Here is an 18,458-nt window from a genome sequence, read left to right as displayed (position 1 = left end):
CCCTCAACGGCGGGGCCGCCCCCCGCCCTGTTGCGCCGATCCCGCCGGGATCTCGAGGGAGATCGGGGATTCGTCGCGGGTGGACTCCGGATTCGCCGCCGCGTACACCCGGGTCGGCAGACCGAAGAGCCGGATGAACCCTTCCGCGTCCTTCTGATCGTAACCCGCGCCGCGGCCAAACGTAGCGAGATCGTAGCTGTACACCGACCGCGCAGCGCGGCGCCCCACGACCGTCGACGTCCCCTTGTAGAGCTTCACCCGCACCGTGCCCGTAACGGTCCGCTGCGTCGAGGCGACGAAGGCGTCGAGGGCCCGGCGCAGCGGCGAATACCACTGGCCGTAGTAGACGAGCTCCGCGTAGCGTGGGGCGACCAGCTCCTTGAAATGCTGCGTCTCCCGGTCGAGGGTGATCGTCTGCAGGTGATGGTGGGCCTCGACCAGCACCGCCCCGCCGGGCGTCTCGTACACGCCGCGGCTCTTCATCCCGACGAGCCGGTTCTCGACGATGTCCACCCGGCCGACGCCGTGCGCGCCGGCCCGCTTGTTGAGCGACGCGACCAACTCGACCGCGTCGAGCTGCCGGCCGTCGATCGCCACCGGCGTCCCGGCCTCGAAGCCGATTTCCACGTACTCGGGCGCGTCCGGCGCCCTCGCCGGATCGACGGTCAACCGGAACATGTCCGCCGGCGGCTCCGCCCACGGGTCCTCGAGGATGCCCGCCTCGTAGCTCTGGTGCCACAGGTTGCCGTCCATGCTGTAGGGCTTCTCGTGCGTCACCGGCACCGGTACGCCGTGGGCGCGGGCGTAGTCGATCTCTTCCTCACGGGAGCCGAGCGACCACTCGCGGACCGGCGCGATCACCGCGAGCCGAGGCGCCAGCGCCTGGTAGGTCAGCTCGAACCGGACCTGGTCGTTGCCCTTCCCGGTGCAGCCGTGGGCGAGGGCGTCGCACCCTTCGGCCACGGCGGCTTCGACCTGCACCCGCGCGATCAGCGGCCGCGCCATCGACGTGCCGAGGAGGTAGCGGCCCTCGTAGATCGCGTCCGCCCGCAGGACGGGCCAGATGTAATCCGTCACGAAGATCCGCCGCACGTCGACGACGTGGACCGCGTCCGCGCCGCTGCGCCGCGCCTTGTCCTTCACCTGGTCGAAGTCGTCGCCCTGGCCGACGTCGGCGACGACGGCGACGACGCGCACCCCCGGATACCGCTCCTTGAGCCACGGGATGATGACGGAGGTGTCGAGCCCGCCGCTGTACGCCAGTGCGATGTTCTTGGGCTGCGCCATCAGCGTGCTCCTCAGCCGGCCGACGCCGGGGCTTTGGCGGCGGCCGCCACATCCGCCAGCGCCGCGCCGAACAGCTCGATCGCCCGATCCACGTCCGCGCGCGTCGCGATGAGCGGCGGTACGAAGCGGATCGACGTGGGCCGCACGTTGTTGACGAGGAGGCCCCGCGCCATGCACGCGGCGACCACTTGGTCCGCCGGCACCGTGATCTCCACCGCGACCATGAGCCCGCGGCCGCGGACCTCCGTCACGGCCGGCGTCTTCTTCGCCAGGTCGCGCAGGCGGCCCATGAAATAGGCGCCGGTGTCCTGCGCGTTGTCGACGAGGCCTTCGGCCTCGATCGTCTCGATCACCGCGAGGGAGGCGGCGCAGACGAGCGGGTTGCCCCCGAACGTGGTGCCGTGGGTACCCGGCTGCAACGCCTGCATGATCTCCTCGCGCGCGATCACCGCGCCGATCGGCACGCCGCCGCCGAGGCCCTTCGCGAGAGCCAGGATGTCCGGCATGACGCCGGCGTGCTGGTACGCAAACCAGCGGCCCGTGCGGCCGAAGCCGGTCTGGATCTCGTCGAGCACGAGCAGCAGGCCCTTCGCGTCGCACAGCCGCCGCAGGCCGGTGAGGTAGGCGTCGTCCGCGGGGTTGATGCCGCCCTCGCCCTGCACCGGCTCCATCAGCACGGCGGCGGTCTTCGGACCAACCGCGCGCTCGACGGCGCCCAGATCGTTGAACGGCACCTCCACGAACCCCGGCACGAGCGGCTCGAAGCCCTCGTGGTACTTCGGGTTCATCGTCGCCGACAGCGCGCCCATCGTCCGGCCGTGGAAGCTGTGGCCGCCGACGATGATCTCGTACACGTCCGCGCCGCGGCGGGCGCGGCCGGCCTTGCGGGCGAGCTTGATCGCGGCCTCCGCGGCCTCTGCGCCGCTGTTGCAGAAGAACACCCGACCGTCCGGGATCCCGGCCACTCCGATGAGCCGCTCGGCAAGGCGCGCCTGCTCCGCAATCAGGTACAGGTTCGAGACGTGGACGATGCGGGCGGCCTGCTCCTGGATGGCGGAGACGAGCCGCGGGTGCGAGTGCCCGAGGACGTCGACCGCGATGCCGGCGACGAAATCGAGATACTCTTTACCCTCCACGTCCCAGAGACGCATTCCGCGCCCCTCGCGGAACGCGACCGGCGCCCGGCGGTAGTTGGGGGCCAGCACCCGCGCGCTCAACTGTGCGACCTCGCGATTCGTCATGGTCTCCCTCCTACGGGGTCAGCATCGTGCCGATGCCGCGTTCGGTGAACAGCTCCACGAGGAGCGCGTGCGGCACGGTTCCGTTGATGATGTGCGCGCTCGGCACGCCGCCGCGGATCGCGTCGAGGCAGGCCGACACCTTCGGGATCATACCGCGGCTGATCGTGCCGTCCCGGATCATCGATTCCGCGTCGGCGGTCCGCAGCTCGGACAGCAGCGTCTTGGCCTCGTGGTCCCGGTACACGCCGTCGACGTCGGTCAGCAGGATGAACTTGCTCGCGCCGACGGCGACGGCGAGCGCGCCGGCCGCGGTGTCCGCGTTCAGATTGTAGCTCGTCCCGTCCTGGCCGATGCCGATCGACGCGATCACGGGGATGTAGCCGTCCGCGCTCACCGTGCGCACGAGCGCCGGGTCGACCGCCGCCACCTCGCCGACCTGGCCGAGGTCGACGTTCGACTCGTACTTCCGCGCGAGCAGCATCCGTCCGTCCTTGCCGCTCAGGCCCACCGCCCTGCCGCCGGCCTGCGTGATCACGGAAACGAGCGACTTGTTGGCGCGGCCGGCGAGGACCATCTCGACGACCTCCATCGTCTCCGCGTCCGTGACCCGCAGCCCGTGCACGAACTTGGACGGCTTGCCGAGCCGCTCGAGCATGCGGGTAATCTCGGGCCCGCCGCCGTGTACGAGCACCGCGTTGATGCCGGCGCCCTTCAGCAGCACGAGGTCTTCGGCGATCGTCGATCGGCCGGCGACGTCCAGCACGCTGCCGCCGAATTTCACGACGACGGTCTTGCCCTTCCAGGCGCTCACGTACCCGAGGCCCTGGGCGATCACGCCGCCGGCCAGCGCGGCCTCGCCGGCCGCGAGCATCGGAGTGCGGCTCATGAGCTCATTCGACCCCGCATGCGCCGCCCGGCAGGTGCCACGCCGCGAACCTCCCTCACGTAAGATAGTCGGCGTTTTCCTTCACGTACTGCTCCGTGAAGTCGCACGTCCACATCGTCGTCTCGCCCCGGCCGAGCCCGAGATCGACGACCACCGTAATCGTATCGCCGGCCATGTAGCGCGCGACCTCGGCGAGGCTCTCCGGCTCCCCCGCCGGGCCGCCGCGGTCCGCGACCAGCACGGGGCCGATGCGGACCGACATCCGCTCCGGCTGCACCTCCGCGCCCGACCCGCCGACCGCGACGAAGATCCGGCCCCAGTTCGGCGAGCGGCCGTAGATCGCGGTTTTGACGAGCGGCGACAGCGCGACCGCCCGCGCCGCCTTGTAGGCGTCCTCCTCGCTCTGCGCGCCGCGCACGGTCACCTCGATCAGCTTGGTGCCGCCCTCGGCGTCCCGCGGGATCATCCGCGCGAGGTCCGTCGCGCACGCGGTGAGGGCCGCCTGGAACGCGTCGAGCGCCTCCCCGGGCTCGGTGATCTCGGGCGCGCCGGCCTCGCCGTTCGCCAACAGCAAGATCGTGTCGTTGGTGCTCTGATCGCCGTCGACGGTGACGCGGTTGTAGGAGACCTCCGCGGCCCGCCGAAGAGCGGCCTGGAGCAGCGGCGGCGCGACGGCGGCGTCGGTCGTCAGCACCGTGAGCGTGGTCGCCATCTGCGGGTGGATCATCGCCGCGCCCTTCGTCATGCCGCCCACCGTGACGGCTTGGCCGGCGATCGCCACCTGCACCGCGGCCGCCTTCGGCACCGTGTCGGTCGTCATGATCGCCTCCGCGGCGGCGCCGCCGTCGGGGCTCAACTGCCGCACGGCCTCGGGAATCCCGCGGCGGACCGCCTCCATCGGCAGCAGCCGGCCGATCACCCCGGTGCTGCAGACGTACACGAGGTCCTCCGCGACGCCGAGGCTCTGGGCCGTGAGTTGAGCCATCTCCCGCGCGTCGCGCATGCCCTGCTCGGCGGTGCAGGCGTTCGCATTCCCGCTGTTCAGCACGACGGCCTGTCCGCGCCCCGAGCGGATGCGCTCCATGTCGAGCAGCACCGGCGCGGCCTTGACCTTGTTCGTGGTAAAGACGCCGGCGGCCGCGGCCGGCACGCGCGAGAAGACCAGCGCGAGATCTTTCTTCTGCGGCTTGATCCCGCAGTGCACACCCGAGGCGATGAAGCCCTGCGCGGACGTCACGCCCCCCTGCACCAACCGCGTCACCGTGCCCGCCATGCCGCCTCCCTCTCCGTCCCTACGGGTACAGCGCGGGCGTCCTAAGGCCCGCCTCCTCGGGAAACCCGCACATCACGTTGAGGTTCTGGACCGCGAGCCCGGCGGCGCCCTTGCCCAGGTTGTCGAGCGCCGCCATCGCGATGAGCGTCTGCGTGCGGCCGTCCACCCGCGCGGCCAGGTCGCAGTAGTTGCTGCCGAGCGTCGCCTTGGTCTGCGGCAGCGCGCCGTCCGGCAGCACGCGGACGAACGGCTCCCCCTCGTACGCCTGACTCAAGATGACCTGGGCCGCGGCCGCGTCCGCCGGGCGCGCGAGCCGCGCGTAGGCCGTGACCAGGATGCCGCGCGTCATCGGCGCGAGGTGCGGGACAAACGTCACGCGCACGGGGCCGCCGGCCGGGCCGGACAGCTCCTGCTCGATCTCCGCGGTGTGGTTGTGCGTCGCAACCGAGTACGGCCGCAGGTCTTCGTTGGTCTCGGAATACCCGAACCCGCCGCCGACGCCGCCCCGGCCGGCTCCGGACACGCCCGACGCCGCGTTGACGACAATGCCCTCCGGTCGGATGAGACCCGCCTTGACGAACGGCACGAGCGCCAGCAACGCCGCCGCCGGATAGCAGCCGCAGTCGGCGACGAGCCGCGCCGCGCGGATCTTGTCCCGGTACAGTTCGGTGAGGCCGTAGACGGCCTCGGCGAGATACCGCGGCGCCGTGTGCTCGAATTTGTACCACACCGGGTACTGCCCGGGATCGCGGAGGCGAAAGTCCGCGGCCACGTCGATCACCCGCACGCCCCGCTCGAGCAGTTCGGGCACGAGCGCCATGGCCTTCCCGCTCGGCAGAGAGGCGATGACGACGTCCGAGTCCGCGGCGAGCGCCGCGGGGGCGGCCTCCTCGGTCACGAGGTCGACGAAGCCGCGCAGGTTCGGATAGAGGTCCGGGAGGCGCCGGCCCTTCTGCGTCTCGGCGGTCACGTGCGCGATGCGGACGTGGGGATGCGTGGCGAGGAGGCGCACCGCCTCCGCCCCGCCGTACCCCGACGCCCCGATCACGCTCACCCGAACGGCCACGACGGAATAATCATACACGGATATGAATAAAGTTGCAAGCAGGCCGTCCGGGGGCCGACACCGCCGCCCGCTCGGCGGCCGGTCCCGCTCCCGCGGGGGCGTCCGGGCCTCGGGCTAGCCGGCCTGACCGGCCTTGCGCTCGTCGAACACTTTTTTCGCCACCCGGAAGCCCTCCGCGGCGATCGGCACGCCCGCGTAGACGCCGGCCTGCAGCAGGATCTCCGCGATCTCGTTCTCGGTGACGCCGTTGTTGAGCGCGCCGCGCACGTGGACTTCGAACTCGTGCCAGCGAGCCAGCGCGCTCAGCATCGCCAGGTTGAGCATGCTGCGGGTCTTGAAATCCAGCCCGGGACGCACCCAGACCGTGCCCCAACAGTGTTCCGTCGTAAAATCGACAAAGTGCTGGTAGAACGGATCGACCTGCGCCTGGGCTTTGCCGCGATCGACGTATCCGCCGCCCAGCACCTGCCGGCGAATGCGCGCGCCTTCTTGGATCCGCTCCGCGTCGGTCAAGCGACTCACCGTCACCACCTCCCCGTCTCGCCGTGCCCTGTGTCGGCCGCCTTCGCGCCTCCTGGGAGGCTTCGCGCCCGGCGGGCCGAATGCTCCCTTCATGCATCCCGACGCCGAACGTCACCTGTTTCCCGCGATCGAACCCCACGCCGGCGGTCATCTGGCGCTCGACGGCCTGCACGAGATGTATTGGGAAGAGAGCGGCAACCCGAAAGGCGTTCCGATCGTGTTCGTCCACGGCGGGCCCGGCGGCGGCGCCGGCCCGTCGCACCGCCGGTTCTACGATCCCAACTTCTGGCGCATCATCGTCTTCGATCAGCGCGGGGCGGGCCGCTCCAAGCCGCTCGCGGAGATCAAGGACAATACCACGCAGCATCTGATCGGCGACATGGAGCGGCTGCGCGAATCGCGCGGGATCGATCGCTGGGCGGTGTTCGGCGGATCGTGGGGCTCGACGCTCACCCTGGCCTACGCCGAGACCCACCCCCAGCGCTGCCTCGGCCTCATCGTGCGCGGCATCTTCCTCGCCGAGTGGCCGGAGCTCGACTGGTTCATGACGGGGATGAAACTGTTCTCGCCGGTTGCCTGGAATGAATTTGCCGAAGCCTCGGGCCCGGGCCCCCGGGACGCGAAGAGCCTGCTCCAGCGATACCACGCCCTCCTCAACGACCCGAACCCCGAGGTGCGCGTGCGCGCGGCGCGCGTGTGGTCGCACTACGAGGCGCGGTGCACGACGCTGCTGCCCGATCCCGTGGCGGAGGCCGAGTCCGAGATCGACGCGAAGGCGCTGCCGGTCTCGCGCATCGAGAACCACTTCTTCGTGCACGACTGCTTCCTCGAGCCGGGGCAGCTGCTCCGCGACGTCGGGCGCATCCGCTCGATTCCGGGGACGATCGTGCAGGGACGCTGGGACCTCGACTGCCCGCCGTACACCGCGAATCGCCTGCACGAGGCGTGGCCGGAAGCCGAGTACATCCTCTGTCCGGACGCCGGCCACGTCGCGTTCGAGCCGTCGATCGCGAAGGAGTTGGTGGCGGCGGCGGAGCGCCTGAAGGGACGGCTCCGCGCCGGGCGCTAGAGGGGGGAAACCTCCATCGCCGCGTGCGGGGCCGGGATCTCGCCGGCCCTGATCGCGGCCAGCACGTCCAGGAACGCCTCGGCCGTGTCGAGCGAGGTGAAGCACGGCAGGTGGCGCTCGAACGCCGCGCGGCGCAGCGCGAACCCCGCGCGCCCCGGCGTGCGGCCGCGCGTCGGCGTGTTGAGCACCAGGCTGACCGCCCGCTCGTGCACGAGCCGCAGCGCGGTCTCGGGATCGCCGTTCTTGCTCACGTGGATCGCGTGCACCCCGTGCTCCGCGAGATACTTCGCCGTGTCGTCCGTCGCGTAGACCGTGAATCCGAGGTCGACGAACCGCCGCACAAGCCCGACGGCGCCCGCTTTGTCCCGGTCCGCGATGCTCGCGAGCAGCGCGCGCTGCTCCGGCATCTCGATCCCCGCGGCGACCAGCGCGCGGTAGAGCGCGCCGGGGAGGCTGCTGTTCTGCCCCATCACCTCGCCGGTCGAGGTCATCTCCGGTCCGAGCAGCACGTCGAGCTGGGCCATCTTCTCGCTGCTGAACACCGGCGCTTTCACCGACACGCGCGACGGCGCCGGCAGGCGCGTCACGCCGGGATATCCCAGGTCGGCGAGCGTGCGGCCGAGCATGACGTGCACGGCGAGCCGCACGAGCGGCGCCCCGGCGGCCTTGCTCACGAACGGGATCGTCCGGCTGGAGCGGAGGTTGGCCTCGAGCACGTAGACGCGGCCGTCCTTCACGACGAACTGGATGTTGAGGAAGCCGCGCACGCCGAGCGCGCGGGCGATCGCGACCGTAGCGTCGACGACCTGGTCGGTCTCGTCGGGGCTGAGATGCTGCGCCGGGAACACCGCGATGCTGTCGCCTGAATGCACGCCGGCGCGCTCGATGTGCTCCATGATGCCGGGCAGATACACCGCGTCGCCGTCGCTGACCGCGTCGACCTCGACCTCCGTCCCCTCGACGTAGGTATCGGTCAGCACGGGATGCGCCGGATCGGCCGCGAACGCCGACTCCAAGTACCGGGTGAGCTCGGCCGCGTTCGCCACGATCTCCATGCCCCGGCCGCCCAGCACGTAGGACGGCCGGACGAGCAGCGGGAATCCGACCCGTTCCGCCAGCGCGCGTCCCTCCGGCACCGACCGCACCGCGCCGCCGGCCGGGTGCGCGATCTCGAGGCGGCGCAGCAGCTCGTCGAACTTGCCGCGGTCCTCCGACGCGTCGAGCCCCTCGACCGGCGTGCCGAGCACGCGCACGCCGCGCGCGGCCAGCGGGCCGGCGAGGTTGAGGCCGGTCTGGCCCCCCACCTGCACGATCACGCCGTCGGCGCGCTCCCGCTCGATGACGTTCAGCACGTCCTCGACCGTCAGCGGCTCCACATACAGCCGGCTCGCGACGTCGAAGTCGGTGCTGACCGTCTCGGGGTTGTTGTTGATCAGCACCGCGTCGAGGCCGCCGTCGCGCAGCGCCTTCACGGCATGGACGCTCGAGTAGTCGAATTCGATCCCCTGCCCGATCCGGATCGGGCCGGAGCCGAGCACGACAATGCGGCGGCGCGGGCTGTCCGGCACCTCGTCCTCGCGGCCGTAGGTCGAGTAGAAGTACGGCGTCCGCGCCGGAAACTCGCCGGCGCAGGTGTCGACGACCTTGTACACCGGCCGGATGCCCTCGCGAAACCGGGTCTCGCGGACCGCCTCTTCGGTCGTGTCCCACGCCCGGGCGACGGCCGTGTCCGGCAGCCCCATGCGCTTCGCCGCGCGCAGGGTCTCGGGATCGCGCCGGCCGGGCAGCCTCAGCTGCACGCCGACGATGTTGGCGATCTTGTTGATGAAGAACAGATCCATGTGCGAGAGGTCGGCGATTTCCTGCGGCAGCATGCCGCGGCGGAGGCCTTCTGCGACCGCGAACAGCCGCTCGTCGCACGGCTCCGCGATCCGCTGGCGGAGCGCCTCGCGCGACCAGCCCGCGGCCGCGGGGTAGTCGAAGCCGTCGACGCGCTGGTCGAGCGACCGCAGCGCCTTGAGCAGGGCCTCTTCGACCGTGCGGCCGATCGCCATCGCCTCGCCCGTCGCCTGCATCTGCGTCCCGAGCCGGCGGTCGACGTAGGGGAACTTGTCGAACGGCCATCGCGGGATCTTGATGACGCAGTAGTCGAGCGCCGGCTCGAAGCAGGCGAACGTCTCCCCGGTGATCGCGTTGCGGATCTCGTCGAGCGTGCGCCCGAGCGCGATCTTCGCCGCCACGCGGGCGATCGGATAGCCGGTCGCCTTGCTCGCGAGCGCGCTCGAGCGGCTGACCCGGGGGTTGACCTCGATCACGTAGTAGCGCGTGCTGCGCGGGTCGAGCGCGAACTGGATATTGCAGCCCCCCTCGATGCCGAGGCCGCGGATGATCCGCAGGCTCGCGCTACGCAGCATCTGGTACTCCCGGTCGCTCAGCGTCTGGCTCGGGGCGATGACGACGCTGTCGCCGGTGTGCACGCCCATCGGATCGAGGTTCTCCATGTTGCAGACGGTGATGCAGGTGTCGAGCCGGTCGCGCATCACCTCGTATTCGATCTCCTTCCAGCCGGCGACCGAGCGCTCGACCAACACCTGGTGGATTCGGCTGACGGCGAGTCCGCGGGAGGCGATCTCGTCGAGCGACCGCGCGTCGGCCGCGATGCCGCCCCCGGTGCCGCCCAGGGTGTAGGCGGGACGGATGACGACGGGGAAACCAACGCGCGCGGCGAAGGCACGCGCCTCCTCGACGGTGTGCGCGACGACGCTCTCCGGGACGGGTTCGCCGAACGACCGCATGGCGTCTTTGAACAACTCGCGGTCCTCGGCCCTGCGGATCGCCTCGAGGGGCGTCCCGAGCAGTTTCACGCCGTATTCCTCGAGCACGCCGGCCTCCGCCAGCGCGACCGCGAGGTTGAGGCCGGTCTGGCCGCCGAGGGTGGCGAGGAGGCCCTGCGGCCGCTCGCGCGCGATCACCCGGGTCAGGAACTCCACCGTGAGCGGCTCGATGTAGACGCGGTCGGCGGTTTCGACGTCCGTCATGATCGTCGCCGGGTTGCTGTTGACGAGGACGACCTCGACGCCCTCTTCCGAAAGCGAGCGGCACGCCTGGCTGCCGGAGTAGTCGAACTCCGCGGCCTGACCGATCGTAATCGGTCCCGATCCGATGACGAGAACTTTGCTGATACTGCCGGTCATCAGATTCGGGCGGACTCCGGGCGAGTGCCGGCCCCTATCATCTCCATCCACGCATCGAACAGATACGACGAGTCGAGCGGTCCGGGCCGCCCCTCGGGGTGGTACTGCACGGTCATGATCGCCAGCTTCGGGTGCCGCAGGCCTTCCACCGTCCCATCGTTGAGGTTGCGGTGCGTCACGGCGAGTTCTGTGCCGGCGACCGACGCCTCGTCGACCGCATAGCCGTGGTTCTGGGTCGTGACGCAGACGCGCCCCGTCACGAGATCCTTCACGGGATGATTGCTGCCGCGGTGCCCGTACGGGAGCTTGAACGTCGAGGCGCCCGCGGCGCGGCCGATGATCTGGTGGCCGAGGCAGATACCGAACATCGGCACCCGGCCCCACAGGTGCTGCACGTGCGTCACCTGCCGCGGCAGCATCTGCGGGTCGCCGGGACCGGGCGAGAGCACCAGCCCGCCCGGCGCCATCTCCAGGATCTCCTCCGCGGTCGTGCGGTGCGGCAGCACCCACACGTCACACCCGCGCCGGCGCAGACTCTCGATGATGCCGGCCTTCACGCCGCAGTCGAGCAGCGCGATCTTGGCCCCGGGCCCGGGAAGGTGCCGCACGGCCGGGGTGCTGACCTCGCCGACGAGATCCAGCGTCCCGATGTCGGCCAGCCCGCGGGCCCGCGTGACGAGCGCCCGGTCGGGCGGGTCTTCCTCGGTCGAGATCAGGCCGCGCTTGAGCCCGTGCGTGCGAAGGTGCCGGACCAGAAACCTCGTGTCGACTCCGGCAATGCCCGGGATCTCCCACCGCGCGAGCGTGGCGGCGAGCGTGCTCTCGGCCTGCCAGTGGTGCGGCAGATCGGCGGCCTCGCCGACGACGAATCCCTCGACGTGCGGGCGGAACGACTCCCAAGCCTCGCCGCTCACGCCGTAGTTGCCGATCAGCGGGTACGCCATCGTGACGATCTGGCCGTTGTAGGACGGGTCCGACAGAACTTCCTCGTAGCCCGTCATCGCGGTCGTGAAGACGACTTCGCCCCCGGCCCACCCCCGCGCGCCGATGGCGCGCCCCGCGAGCACCGTTCCGTCCTCAAGCACCAGCCGTGCCTGCATCCCCAGCCTCCGCGGTCCGCTGCCGCATGATTATACTCGTGAATGTATAAAAATTCAATTCGGGCTTCCGCCGTCCTGCCGTCCCGGGCGGCGTTCGGGGCATAAGAAAAGAGGAGCCCGGAAGAGGCTCCCCGATCGGCGCACGGTATCCCGGCGCACCATCGATCCCTCCCGGAGATCGTTAATGGTCCGCTGCTGCACCCCATTCTATCGAAGGGACGAGGAAATGCAAGCCGGATCACCGAAGAAGCGGCCATGAGATCGATCCCGCCGGGGCGACGGGCGTCTCCATCGCCCGCGCGTCGGAGCGGACCGGTGCTTCGCGCCGTGTACGCGGTCGTCCGAACGCTTCTGCTCGTCGCCTTCGGGCTCGGGGTGATCTGGCTCTCGATCGTCGCCAGCGTATGGGGGTTGAGCGCGTTCCTGGTCGCCCTCGCGCTCGTCGGGCTTGTCGCTCTTCGCACGGCCTCGCGGCTGCACGCGGAGGAGTCCCCGGTGCGGGCCCGGCCGCCGCAGCGGGCCTTTATCATCACCGCGGTTGTGCTGATCGGTTTTTTCGTTCTGCTGACGCTCGCGAGTCAGATCTGGGCGTCGCGCTGAGGAGCACCGCCCGCCAGTCTCCTTCCCGCATCACCGGTCCCGCGCGAAAGCCCGCCGCGCGGGCGGCCCGCAGCACGACGCGCACTCTCCCCGCGACGATCCCGGACCCGATGAACACGCCGCCGGCGGCGAGATGCGCGCGGACGTCCGGGAGCAGCTCGACGATCGTGTCGGCCACGATGTTCGCGACGATCACGTCCGCGCGGCCCGGCGCCATCCCGATCCCGGCCCCATCCACCACGCGGACCCGCCGCGCGCAGCGGTTGAGCCGGACGTTGGCGCGCGCGGCCGCGGTCGCAACGGGATCGCTGTCCACCGCCAGGACCTCCGCGGCGCCGAGCGCGGCCGCCGCGATCGCGAGAATTCCCGAGCCGGTCCCGACGTCGAAAACCCGCGCGCGCGACTGTCGCGCGAGCGCCCCAACCAGGCCCCGCAGCGCGAGCCGCGTGCTCGCGTGCATGCCGGTGCCGAACGCCATCCCCGGGTCGACCGCGACGGTCACGTCTCCGCGGCGCGGCGCCGCACGGAGCCAGGAGGGCCGCACGAGGAGCCGCCCGACGCGCACGGCCCGGGCGTGTTTGCGCCACGCCGTCGCCCAGCGGCGCGCCCGAACGGACCGGCTCGAGACGGTGATGCGCCCCGGCTCTAGACCGTACCGGCGCAGGCCGCGGACCCGCGCCCGCAGCGCCGCGAGGGTAGCGCGGAGCAGCCGCGACGGCGGCAGATAGACGCGAAACCGCACCCGGCCGGAGCCGGCACTCTCTTCGATCGATCCGTCGCCGCGCAGGCCGCGCAGAATCTCCGCGACCGCTTCGGCGGCGTCCCGGGACACGGTGACGCGAAGTTCGGTCCAGCTCGCCGGCGGCGCGGCGGCCGTCACGACCCGCCGGAGTGGAATTTGCCGAAGAGGGGCTTGCGGCGGCCGCCGGTACGGCGGGGATGTAGCTCGTCGCCGCGCAGGCGCGCGAACGCCGCGAGCGCCGCGGACTGTTCGGCGGTGAGGTGCTTGGGGATCTCGACGTGCACGTGGGCGATGAGGTCGCCGCGCGCACCACCGCGGGGCCGCGGCATGCCCTTTCCCGGCACGACGAGCGCGGCGCCGGGCTGCGTGCCGGCCGGCACCGCGAGCGGCGCCGGACCGTCGAGCGTGGGCACCTCGACGTCGACGCCGAGCGCGGCCTGGGTCATCGAGACGGTCACGGCGCAGTGCAGGGTGCGTCCTTCCCGCGTAAACACCGGGTGCTCGGCGAGGCGGATGTCCACGTAGAGGTCGCCGCGGTCGCCGCCGCGCATGCCCGCCTCCCCTTCGCCGGCCAGGCGCAGCCGGGTGCCGTCTTCCACGCCGGCGGGCACCGCGACCGTGATCTCGCGCTTCGCGTCCATGCGGCCGCGCCCGCGGCATTCCCGGCACGGCTTCCGGATGACCTTGCCGCCGCCGCGGCACTCCGGGCATGTGGTGATCTGCTGGAACGACCCGAACGGCGTCTGGCGGCCGTAGCGGACCTGGCCGGTGCCGCGGCACGTCGGGCACGTTTCGGGGGCACTCCCCTTCTCCGCACCGGTGCCGAAGCACACGGGACACGTCTCCTCGCGCACAATCGAGATGCGGTGCTCCACGCCGTGCGCCGCGTCCTCGAGCGTGAGCTCAAGCGCGACGCGCAGGTCGCTGCCGCGCTCGGGCCCCGCCTCGCCGCCGCGCATGCCCGCGCCCATCGTCTGTCCGAAGAACATGTCGAAGAGATCCTCGAACGGCCCGGCGCCGAAGGGGCCGGGGCGGCCGTCCGGCCGCCCCGCGGCGAGGAAATCGCCCCGGTCGTACCGGGAGCGCCGCTCGGGATCGCCGAGCACCTGATAGGCCTCGTTGATCACCTTGAAGCGGTCCGCCGCGCCGGGATCCTTGTTGACGTCGGGATGATGCTCGCGGGCGAGCTGCCGGAACGCGCGCTTGATCTCGTCCTGCGTCGCCGCGCGCGCGACCCCCAGCACCTCGTAGTAGTCGGTTCGTGCCATCGCGATGCGAGCCTAGAGGCGGCCGAGCGCCTCGCCCAGCGTATCGGCGAGAAACCGGACCAGCGAGATCGCGCGGCCGTACCGCATGCGTGTCGGACCGACGATCGCGAGTTCGCCCGCGGGCCGGCCGCCGACGTAGTAGGTGGCCGCGATGACGCTCGTGTCGCGCATCTCGCCGCGGCGGTGCTCGGCGCCGATCGTGATCCGCACCGGCGCGGCGCCACCGTCGTGCAGAATCTCCGTCACCACGTCGTGGCGCTCGAGCGCGGACAGCACCGGCTCGGCGCGGCGTGCGTCGCGAAACTCCGGCTGCTTCAGAATGTTGGCCTGGCCCTCGGTGTGGATGCGCGAAGACGCCACGATCTGATCACCGATGAGGCGGCCGACCTCGGCCACGACCTGGCGGTAGAGCGCCACCTCTCCGATCACCTCGTCCATCGCGCGCACCGTCAGGTCGCCGAGGCGCCAGCCCGCGATCCGACGGCTGATCTCCTGCGACAGCCGGTCGCATTCGTCCGGCGCGGTGGGCGCCTGCAGTTCTACCGTCTTGCCCTCGAACACACCGGCGTCCGTCACCACGACGATGAGGGCGCGCCGCGGCGTGAGCGGAATCAGGTGCAGGTGGCGGATCACCTGGTCGCTGAGATGCGGCGCCTCGACGACGGACGCGTACTCGGTGCCCGCGGCCAGTGCCTGCGCCACGCGGGCAATCGCGCGATGAGGCTCGTCGCGCAGGAAGAGCGTCTCCCGGAGGCGCGTCTGCTCGGACGACGGCAGCGTCTCTTCCGTGACCAGGGAATCGACGTAGACGCGATAGCCGCGGTCGGTCGGCACGCGCCCGGCCGAGGTGTGCGGCTGATTGAGAAACCCCATGTCTTCCAGGACGGCCATCTCGTTGCGCACGGTCGCCGAACTGACGTTCAGGCCGTGGCGCTCCCGGACCGCCTCGCTTCCGATCGGCTCGGCGGTCGCGATGTAGTCGTCGATGACAATTCGTAGAATCTCGCGCCGCCGGCCCTCGATGGGCTCCATCGCGCCGCTCCTTAGCACTCAGGCATCCAGAGTGCTAAACGCCTACGGTGGAGCCTATCATCCCCGGGAAACGAGTGTCAAGCCGCAAGCGTCGCACGCCTGCGCGCGCTCAGCGGTTGAACCGTAGCAGCCGGAGCTCGCGCACGCCGAGAAGCCGGCAGACGCCGAGGTAGACGAGACCGCCGGCCGCCGTGGCGGCGAGCAACACCGCGAGCGCCCCCGTAAGTCGGGCGGTCGACACGATGTGGGGCCCCCCCCGCAGCACGGCGGCCATCACCGCCGTCAGGCAGAGCGCGGCCACGCCCGTGCGGATCGTCGTCGAGGCGAGAGCGCTGCCGTCGAGCCGACCCAGCCGGCGGCGCAGGATCCAGACGAGCACGCCGACGTTGGCAAACGCGACGATCGAGGTCGCAAGCGCGATACCGAGATGGCCGAACCACCGCATCAACACGTAGTCGCCGAGGGCGTTGAGCGCCACCATGTAGACGCCGACCTTCACCGGCGTCCGCGTGTCGTGGAGCGCGTAGAACGTGCGGGTCACGATGTAGTAGGCGGCGTACGGCACCGCGCCGACCGCGTAGCCGACGAACCCCACGGCCACGGCGGCCGTAGCCGCGGGTCCGAAGGCCCCGCGCTGGAAGATCACGCGGACGATCAGCGGGCTCGCGATCAGGATCCACGCCATCACCGGCATCATCGTGAACAGCACGCCGCGCAGCCCGAGCGACGTGGCGTCGCGCAGCGCGCGGTGGTCGGTCTCGGCGTGGCGCGCCATCGTGGGAAAGAGCGCCGTCGCGATCGACAGCGCGAAGATGCTGACGGGCGCCTGCACCAGCTGGAACGCGTAGTCCAGCACCGCGAGATAGTCGACGCCGGGCCGCGGATGCAGGTAGGACGCGAAGAACCGCCCGACGTTCGAGTTGATCTCAATCACGGCGAGGCCGAGCATCGCGGGCACGGCGAGCCGGCCCATCTCCCGCACCGCCGGGTGCGAGAGGTCGACCGAGAACCGCCAGCGGAAGCCGACCGCGCGCGCCTCCGGCAGCTGCACCAGGAACTGCGCCGCCCACCCCAGGAGGAAGCTGACCGCGACGCCCATGATGCCGATCCGCCGCGCCAGCAGGTACACGGTCGCGATGATCACCACATTGAAGACCACCGGCGCGAGCGCGGGCGCGCCGAACCGCCGGTGCGCGTTCAGATAGCCGGTCGCGAACGCCGACAGCGCGAGAAACGCCATCGAGACGAACATCACCCGCGTCAGCGCGACGGCGGTGGTCAGCACGCCGGGGTTCGTGTGGAGGTAGCCCGGAGCGGCGATCGGCACGAGGAGCGGCGCCGCGACCACCCCGACGACGACCATCGCCGCGCCGATCAGCAGTACGATCGTGAATGTGCTCGAGACAACGCGGTCGATCTCGTCGCGGTCGCCCTGCACCAGCACCCGCGTGATCGCCGGGATGAAGACGATGCTGAGCGTGCCGCCGAGGAACAGCCGCTGCACGAAGAACGGCAGCGAGTAGGCGATGACGAACGCCGAGCGGGCCGCGGTCGCGCCGAAGATCGCGGCGATCATCACGTCGCGGGCAAGACCGAGCACGCGGCTGGCGACGGTCCCCAAGGCGATGAGTCCCGCCGACCGCGCGATCGCCCCCGCGGTCGAGGCGCCGGCGGGACGGCGCGGCGCGGCCGATACGGCCGCGGGCATATCCGGAGCTGTCATGTCGGGGTCATTATAACCCGCGCCGGGTGATTTGAGACATGACGGAGCGCGGGAGGCGCCGCGAAGGCGGCCGCGCCGGGGCAGGAGCCGCGTCGAATATCTCTTTGCGGATGAAGCGTGTCGTCATCGTCATTCTCGACGGCCTCCGGCGGGACCTCGTCACCGAGACGCTCACGCCGTCGCTTGCGGCGTTCCGGACGCGGGCCGAGGAGTTTCGGGCCCACCGGTCGGTCTTTCCGTCGGCGACCCGCGTTGTGTCGGCCAGCGTCGCCACGGGGTGCCACCCGGCGCGCCACGGCCTGCAGGGCAATTCCGTCGCGCTGCTCGAGGACGGCGTGTTCGTCCGCCACGACGCCGGCGGTCCCGATTTTCTCCAGCACAAGCGCCGCGTGACGGGCACGTCCCTCTCGGTGCCGACGATGACGGAGCGCGTCGAGCATCACGGCGGCGCGATCACGTTCAGCAACGCGTCGCCGGGGGCCGCCTACGCCCAAGATCCGGACGGCCACGGCTTTCTCTACAACCGGGCGGGTTCGTTCGAGCCGGGCCGCGCGCCGGTGGCGCCGGCCGACGAGCTGCGGGTAACCGGCGACCTCGCGGGCGACCGGGCGATGACGGAGCGATTCGTCGGCGAGGTGCTGCTCGAGCGGCGCCCGGCGCTGGCCGTGCTGTGGCTGCATGAACCCGATCACGTGCAGCACGCCCTGCCGCTCGGCTCGCCGGCGCATCGCGAGACGGTGCGGCAGGCCGACGCCCATGCCGGCGTCGTCATCGCGGCGGTGGACCGCCTTCGCGCCGCGGGCGACGACGTGCTCTTCGTTGTCGGCTCGGACCACGGGCATCAGAGCGTCACGGGCGTGATCGACGTCGACGCGGAACTCGTCGCGGCAGGGCTCAAAGAGAGTCGCGCCTCAAGCGACGTCGTACCGGTCTCGAGCGGCACCTCCACGCTCATCTACGTGCACCCCGATCACCGCGCCCGGATTCCGGCGGTCCACGACTTCCTTTCGTCATGTGGATGGGCGGGCGGCGTCTTTGCGCCCGACCGCCTGTCGGAGGTCGGTCAGGCGCCTGTCGGCGGACTGGCCTTTGCCGTGTCGATGCGCGCCGAAGACCGGCCCAACGAGTTCGGCGTCCCGGGGCTGAGTCTCGAGGCGCTGCCGCTCGCCGGCAAGTCGGAACATCTCGGCTTTGGCCAGCACGGCGGATTGGCCACGTACGAACAGTCGCCGTTCTTGATGATCGCCGGGCCGGGATTTCAGCCCGGCGCCGCCGCCCGCGGGCCGACGTCGGTTGTGGACATCGCGCCGACGGCGCTCCGCCATCTCGATCTCCCGGTTGCCGGCATGGACGGGCACCCGCTCCAGCGTGCCGGCGGCCGTGCGTCCGACGAGTTTCCACCCGCGGACGCCACGCGCACCTGACTCCGGCCCGGGCCTGCGCGAACCGCCGCCC

Annotated in this window: 15 protein-coding genes; 3 read left to right on the top strand and 12 right to left on the bottom strand. The window is 71.1% G+C overall.

The annotated features are described in order from the left end of the window. Positions 1 to 3: 3 nt before the first annotated feature. The 6 genes from VFL28_05695 to VFL28_05670 all read right to left on the bottom strand — a co-directional run bounded on the left by VFL28_05695 (position 4) and on the right by VFL28_05670 (position 6,275). Entirely contained in the window at positions 4 to 1,287 is a 1,284-nt protein-coding gene (locus tag VFL28_05695; protein HET7264143.1) for an argininosuccinate synthase, read from the bottom strand. A gap of 11 nt (positions 1,288 to 1,298) precedes the next feature. Next, positions 1,299 to 2,528: an acetylornithine transaminase gene (locus tag VFL28_05690; GenBank protein HET7264142.1), complete on the bottom strand. Its 1,230-nt coding sequence runs from the start codon at positions 2,526 to 2,528 to the stop codon at positions 1,299 to 1,301. Between the two features lie 10 nt (positions 2,529 to 2,538). Next, positions 2,539 to 3,414: an acetylglutamate kinase gene (gene argB, locus VFL28_05685; GenBank protein HET7264141.1), complete on the bottom strand. Its 876-nt coding sequence runs from the start codon at positions 3,412 to 3,414 to the stop codon at positions 2,539 to 2,541. A gap of 55 nt (positions 3,415 to 3,469) precedes the next feature. Next, on the bottom strand, positions 3,470 to 4,687 hold the full coding sequence (gene argJ, locus VFL28_05680; protein ID HET7264140.1) for a bifunctional glutamate N-acetyltransferase/amino-acid acetyltransferase ArgJ: 1,218 nt from the start codon (positions 4,685 to 4,687) through the stop codon (positions 3,470 to 3,472). Between the two features lie 19 nt (positions 4,688 to 4,706). Continuing rightward, positions 4,707 to 5,753 (bottom strand): N-acetyl-gamma-glutamyl-phosphate reductase, encoded by a 1,047-nt coding sequence (gene argC / locus VFL28_05675; protein HET7264139.1) that lies wholly within the window; start codon positions 5,751 to 5,753, stop codon positions 4,707 to 4,709. Between the two features lie 114 nt (positions 5,754 to 5,867). Beyond that, positions 5,868 to 6,275 (bottom strand): carboxymuconolactone decarboxylase family protein, encoded by a 408-nt coding sequence (locus tag VFL28_05670; protein ID HET7264138.1) that lies wholly within the window; start codon positions 6,273 to 6,275, stop codon positions 5,868 to 5,870. A gap of 91 nt (positions 6,276 to 6,366) precedes the next feature. On the opposite strand from VFL28_05670, the gene pip reads away from it, so the two are divergent. Next, positions 6,367 to 7,344, top strand: coding sequence for a prolyl aminopeptidase (gene pip, locus VFL28_05665; protein ID HET7264137.1), 978 nt, complete (start codon positions 6,367 to 6,369; stop codon positions 7,342 to 7,344). Here pip and carB read toward each other — a convergent pair. Together carB and carA are read right to left on the bottom strand one after the other, a co-directional pair. Further along, on the bottom strand, positions 7,341 to 10,538 hold the full coding sequence (carB, locus tag VFL28_05660) for a carbamoyl-phosphate synthase large subunit (protein HET7264136.1): 3,198 nt from the start codon (positions 10,536 to 10,538) through the stop codon (positions 7,341 to 7,343). The genes pip and carB overlap by 4 nt on opposite strands. Beyond that, the gene (carA, locus tag VFL28_05655) at positions 10,538 to 11,638 is read right to left on the bottom strand and encodes a glutamine-hydrolyzing carbamoyl-phosphate synthase small subunit (GenBank protein HET7264135.1); all 1,101 of its coding nucleotides are present in this window, start codon (positions 11,636 to 11,638) and stop codon (positions 10,538 to 10,540) included. Before carA ends, carB begins: the two co-directional genes overlap by 1 nt. A gap of 315 nt (positions 11,639 to 11,953) precedes the next feature. Here carA and VFL28_05650 point away from each other — a divergent pair, with 315 nt between their 5' ends. Next, positions 11,954 to 12,238 (top strand): hypothetical protein, encoded by a 285-nt coding sequence (locus VFL28_05650; GenBank protein ID HET7264134.1) that lies wholly within the window; start codon positions 11,954 to 11,956, stop codon positions 12,236 to 12,238. Here the strand turns inward: VFL28_05650 and VFL28_05645 are convergent. The 4 genes from VFL28_05645 to murJ form a co-directional block, all read right to left on the bottom strand. Next, on the bottom strand, positions 12,168 to 13,118 hold the full coding sequence (locus VFL28_05645) for a 50S ribosomal protein L11 methyltransferase (GenBank protein ID HET7264133.1): 951 nt from the start codon (positions 13,116 to 13,118) through the stop codon (positions 12,168 to 12,170). The genes VFL28_05650 and VFL28_05645 overlap by 71 nt on opposite strands. Beyond that, positions 13,115 to 14,248: a molecular chaperone DnaJ gene (gene dnaJ / locus VFL28_05640; GenBank protein ID HET7264132.1), complete on the bottom strand. Its 1,134-nt coding sequence runs from the start codon at positions 14,246 to 14,248 to the stop codon at positions 13,115 to 13,117. Before dnaJ ends, VFL28_05645 begins: the two co-directional genes overlap by 4 nt. 12 nt (positions 14,249 to 14,260) lie before the next feature. After that, the gene (gene hrcA, locus VFL28_05635; GenBank protein HET7264131.1) at positions 14,261 to 15,280 is read right to left on the bottom strand and encodes a heat-inducible transcriptional repressor HrcA; all 1,020 of its coding nucleotides are present in this window, start codon (positions 15,278 to 15,280) and stop codon (positions 14,261 to 14,263) included. 109 nt (positions 15,281 to 15,389) lie between these two features. Continuing rightward, positions 15,390 to 17,003 (bottom strand): murein biosynthesis integral membrane protein MurJ, encoded by a 1,614-nt coding sequence (gene murJ, locus VFL28_05630; protein HET7264130.1) that lies wholly within the window; start codon positions 17,001 to 17,003, stop codon positions 15,390 to 15,392. A gap of 110 nt (positions 17,004 to 17,113) precedes the next feature. Between murJ and VFL28_05625 the strand changes: the two genes are divergently transcribed. Beyond that, entirely contained in the window at positions 17,114 to 18,427 is a 1,314-nt protein-coding gene (locus VFL28_05625) for an alkaline phosphatase family protein (GenBank protein HET7264129.1), read from the top strand. Positions 18,428 to 18,458: the final 31 nt, after the last annotated feature.

It is taken from the genome of bacterium, from assembly GCA_035691305.1.
GTDB lineage: Bacteria > Sysuimicrobiota > Sysuimicrobiia > Sysuimicrobiales > Segetimicrobiaceae > DASSJF01.
The sequence above is the reverse complement of the archived record's forward strand: the minus strand, read 5'-3'. Positions and strand labels throughout refer to the sequence as shown.

Bases quoted from the DNA above. Each gene is read 5' to 3' on its own strand.
- hrcA (HET7264131.1), bottom strand. From the start codon at position 15,280: ATGGAGCCCATCGAGGGCCGGCGGCGCGAGATTCTACGAATTGTCATC.
- VFL28_05625 (HET7264129.1), top strand. From the start codon at position 17,114: ATGAAGCGTGTCGTCATCGTCATTCTCGACGGCCTCCGGCGGGACCTC.
- pip (HET7264137.1), top strand. From the start codon at position 6,367: ATGCATCCCGACGCCGAACGTCACCTGTTTCCCGCGATCGAACCCCAC.
- carA (HET7264135.1), bottom strand. From the start codon at position 11,638: ATGCAGGCACGGCTGGTGCTTGAGGACGGAACGGTGCTCGCGGGGCGC.
- carB (HET7264136.1), bottom strand. From the start codon at position 10,538: ATGACCGGCAGTATCAGCAAAGTTCTCGTCATCGGATCGGGACCGATT.
- argJ (HET7264140.1), bottom strand. From the start codon at position 4,687: ATGGCGGGCACGGTGACGCGGTTGGTGCAGGGGGGCGTGACGTCCGCG.
- VFL28_05695 (HET7264143.1), bottom strand. From the start codon at position 1,287: ATGGCGCAGCCCAAGAACATCGCACTGGCGTACAGCGGCGGGCTCGAC.
- dnaJ (HET7264132.1), bottom strand. From the start codon at position 14,248: ATGGCACGAACCGACTACTACGAGGTGCTGGGGGTCGCGCGCGCGGCG.
- VFL28_05690 (HET7264142.1), bottom strand. From the start codon at position 2,528: ATGACGAATCGCGAGGTCGCACAGTTGAGCGCGCGGGTGCTGGCCCCC.
- murJ (HET7264130.1), bottom strand. From the start codon at position 17,003: ATGACAGCTCCGGATATGCCCGCGGCCGTATCGGCCGCGCCGCGCCGT.
- argB (HET7264141.1), bottom strand. From the start codon at position 3,414: ATGAGCCGCACTCCGATGCTCGCGGCCGGCGAGGCCGCGCTGGCCGGC.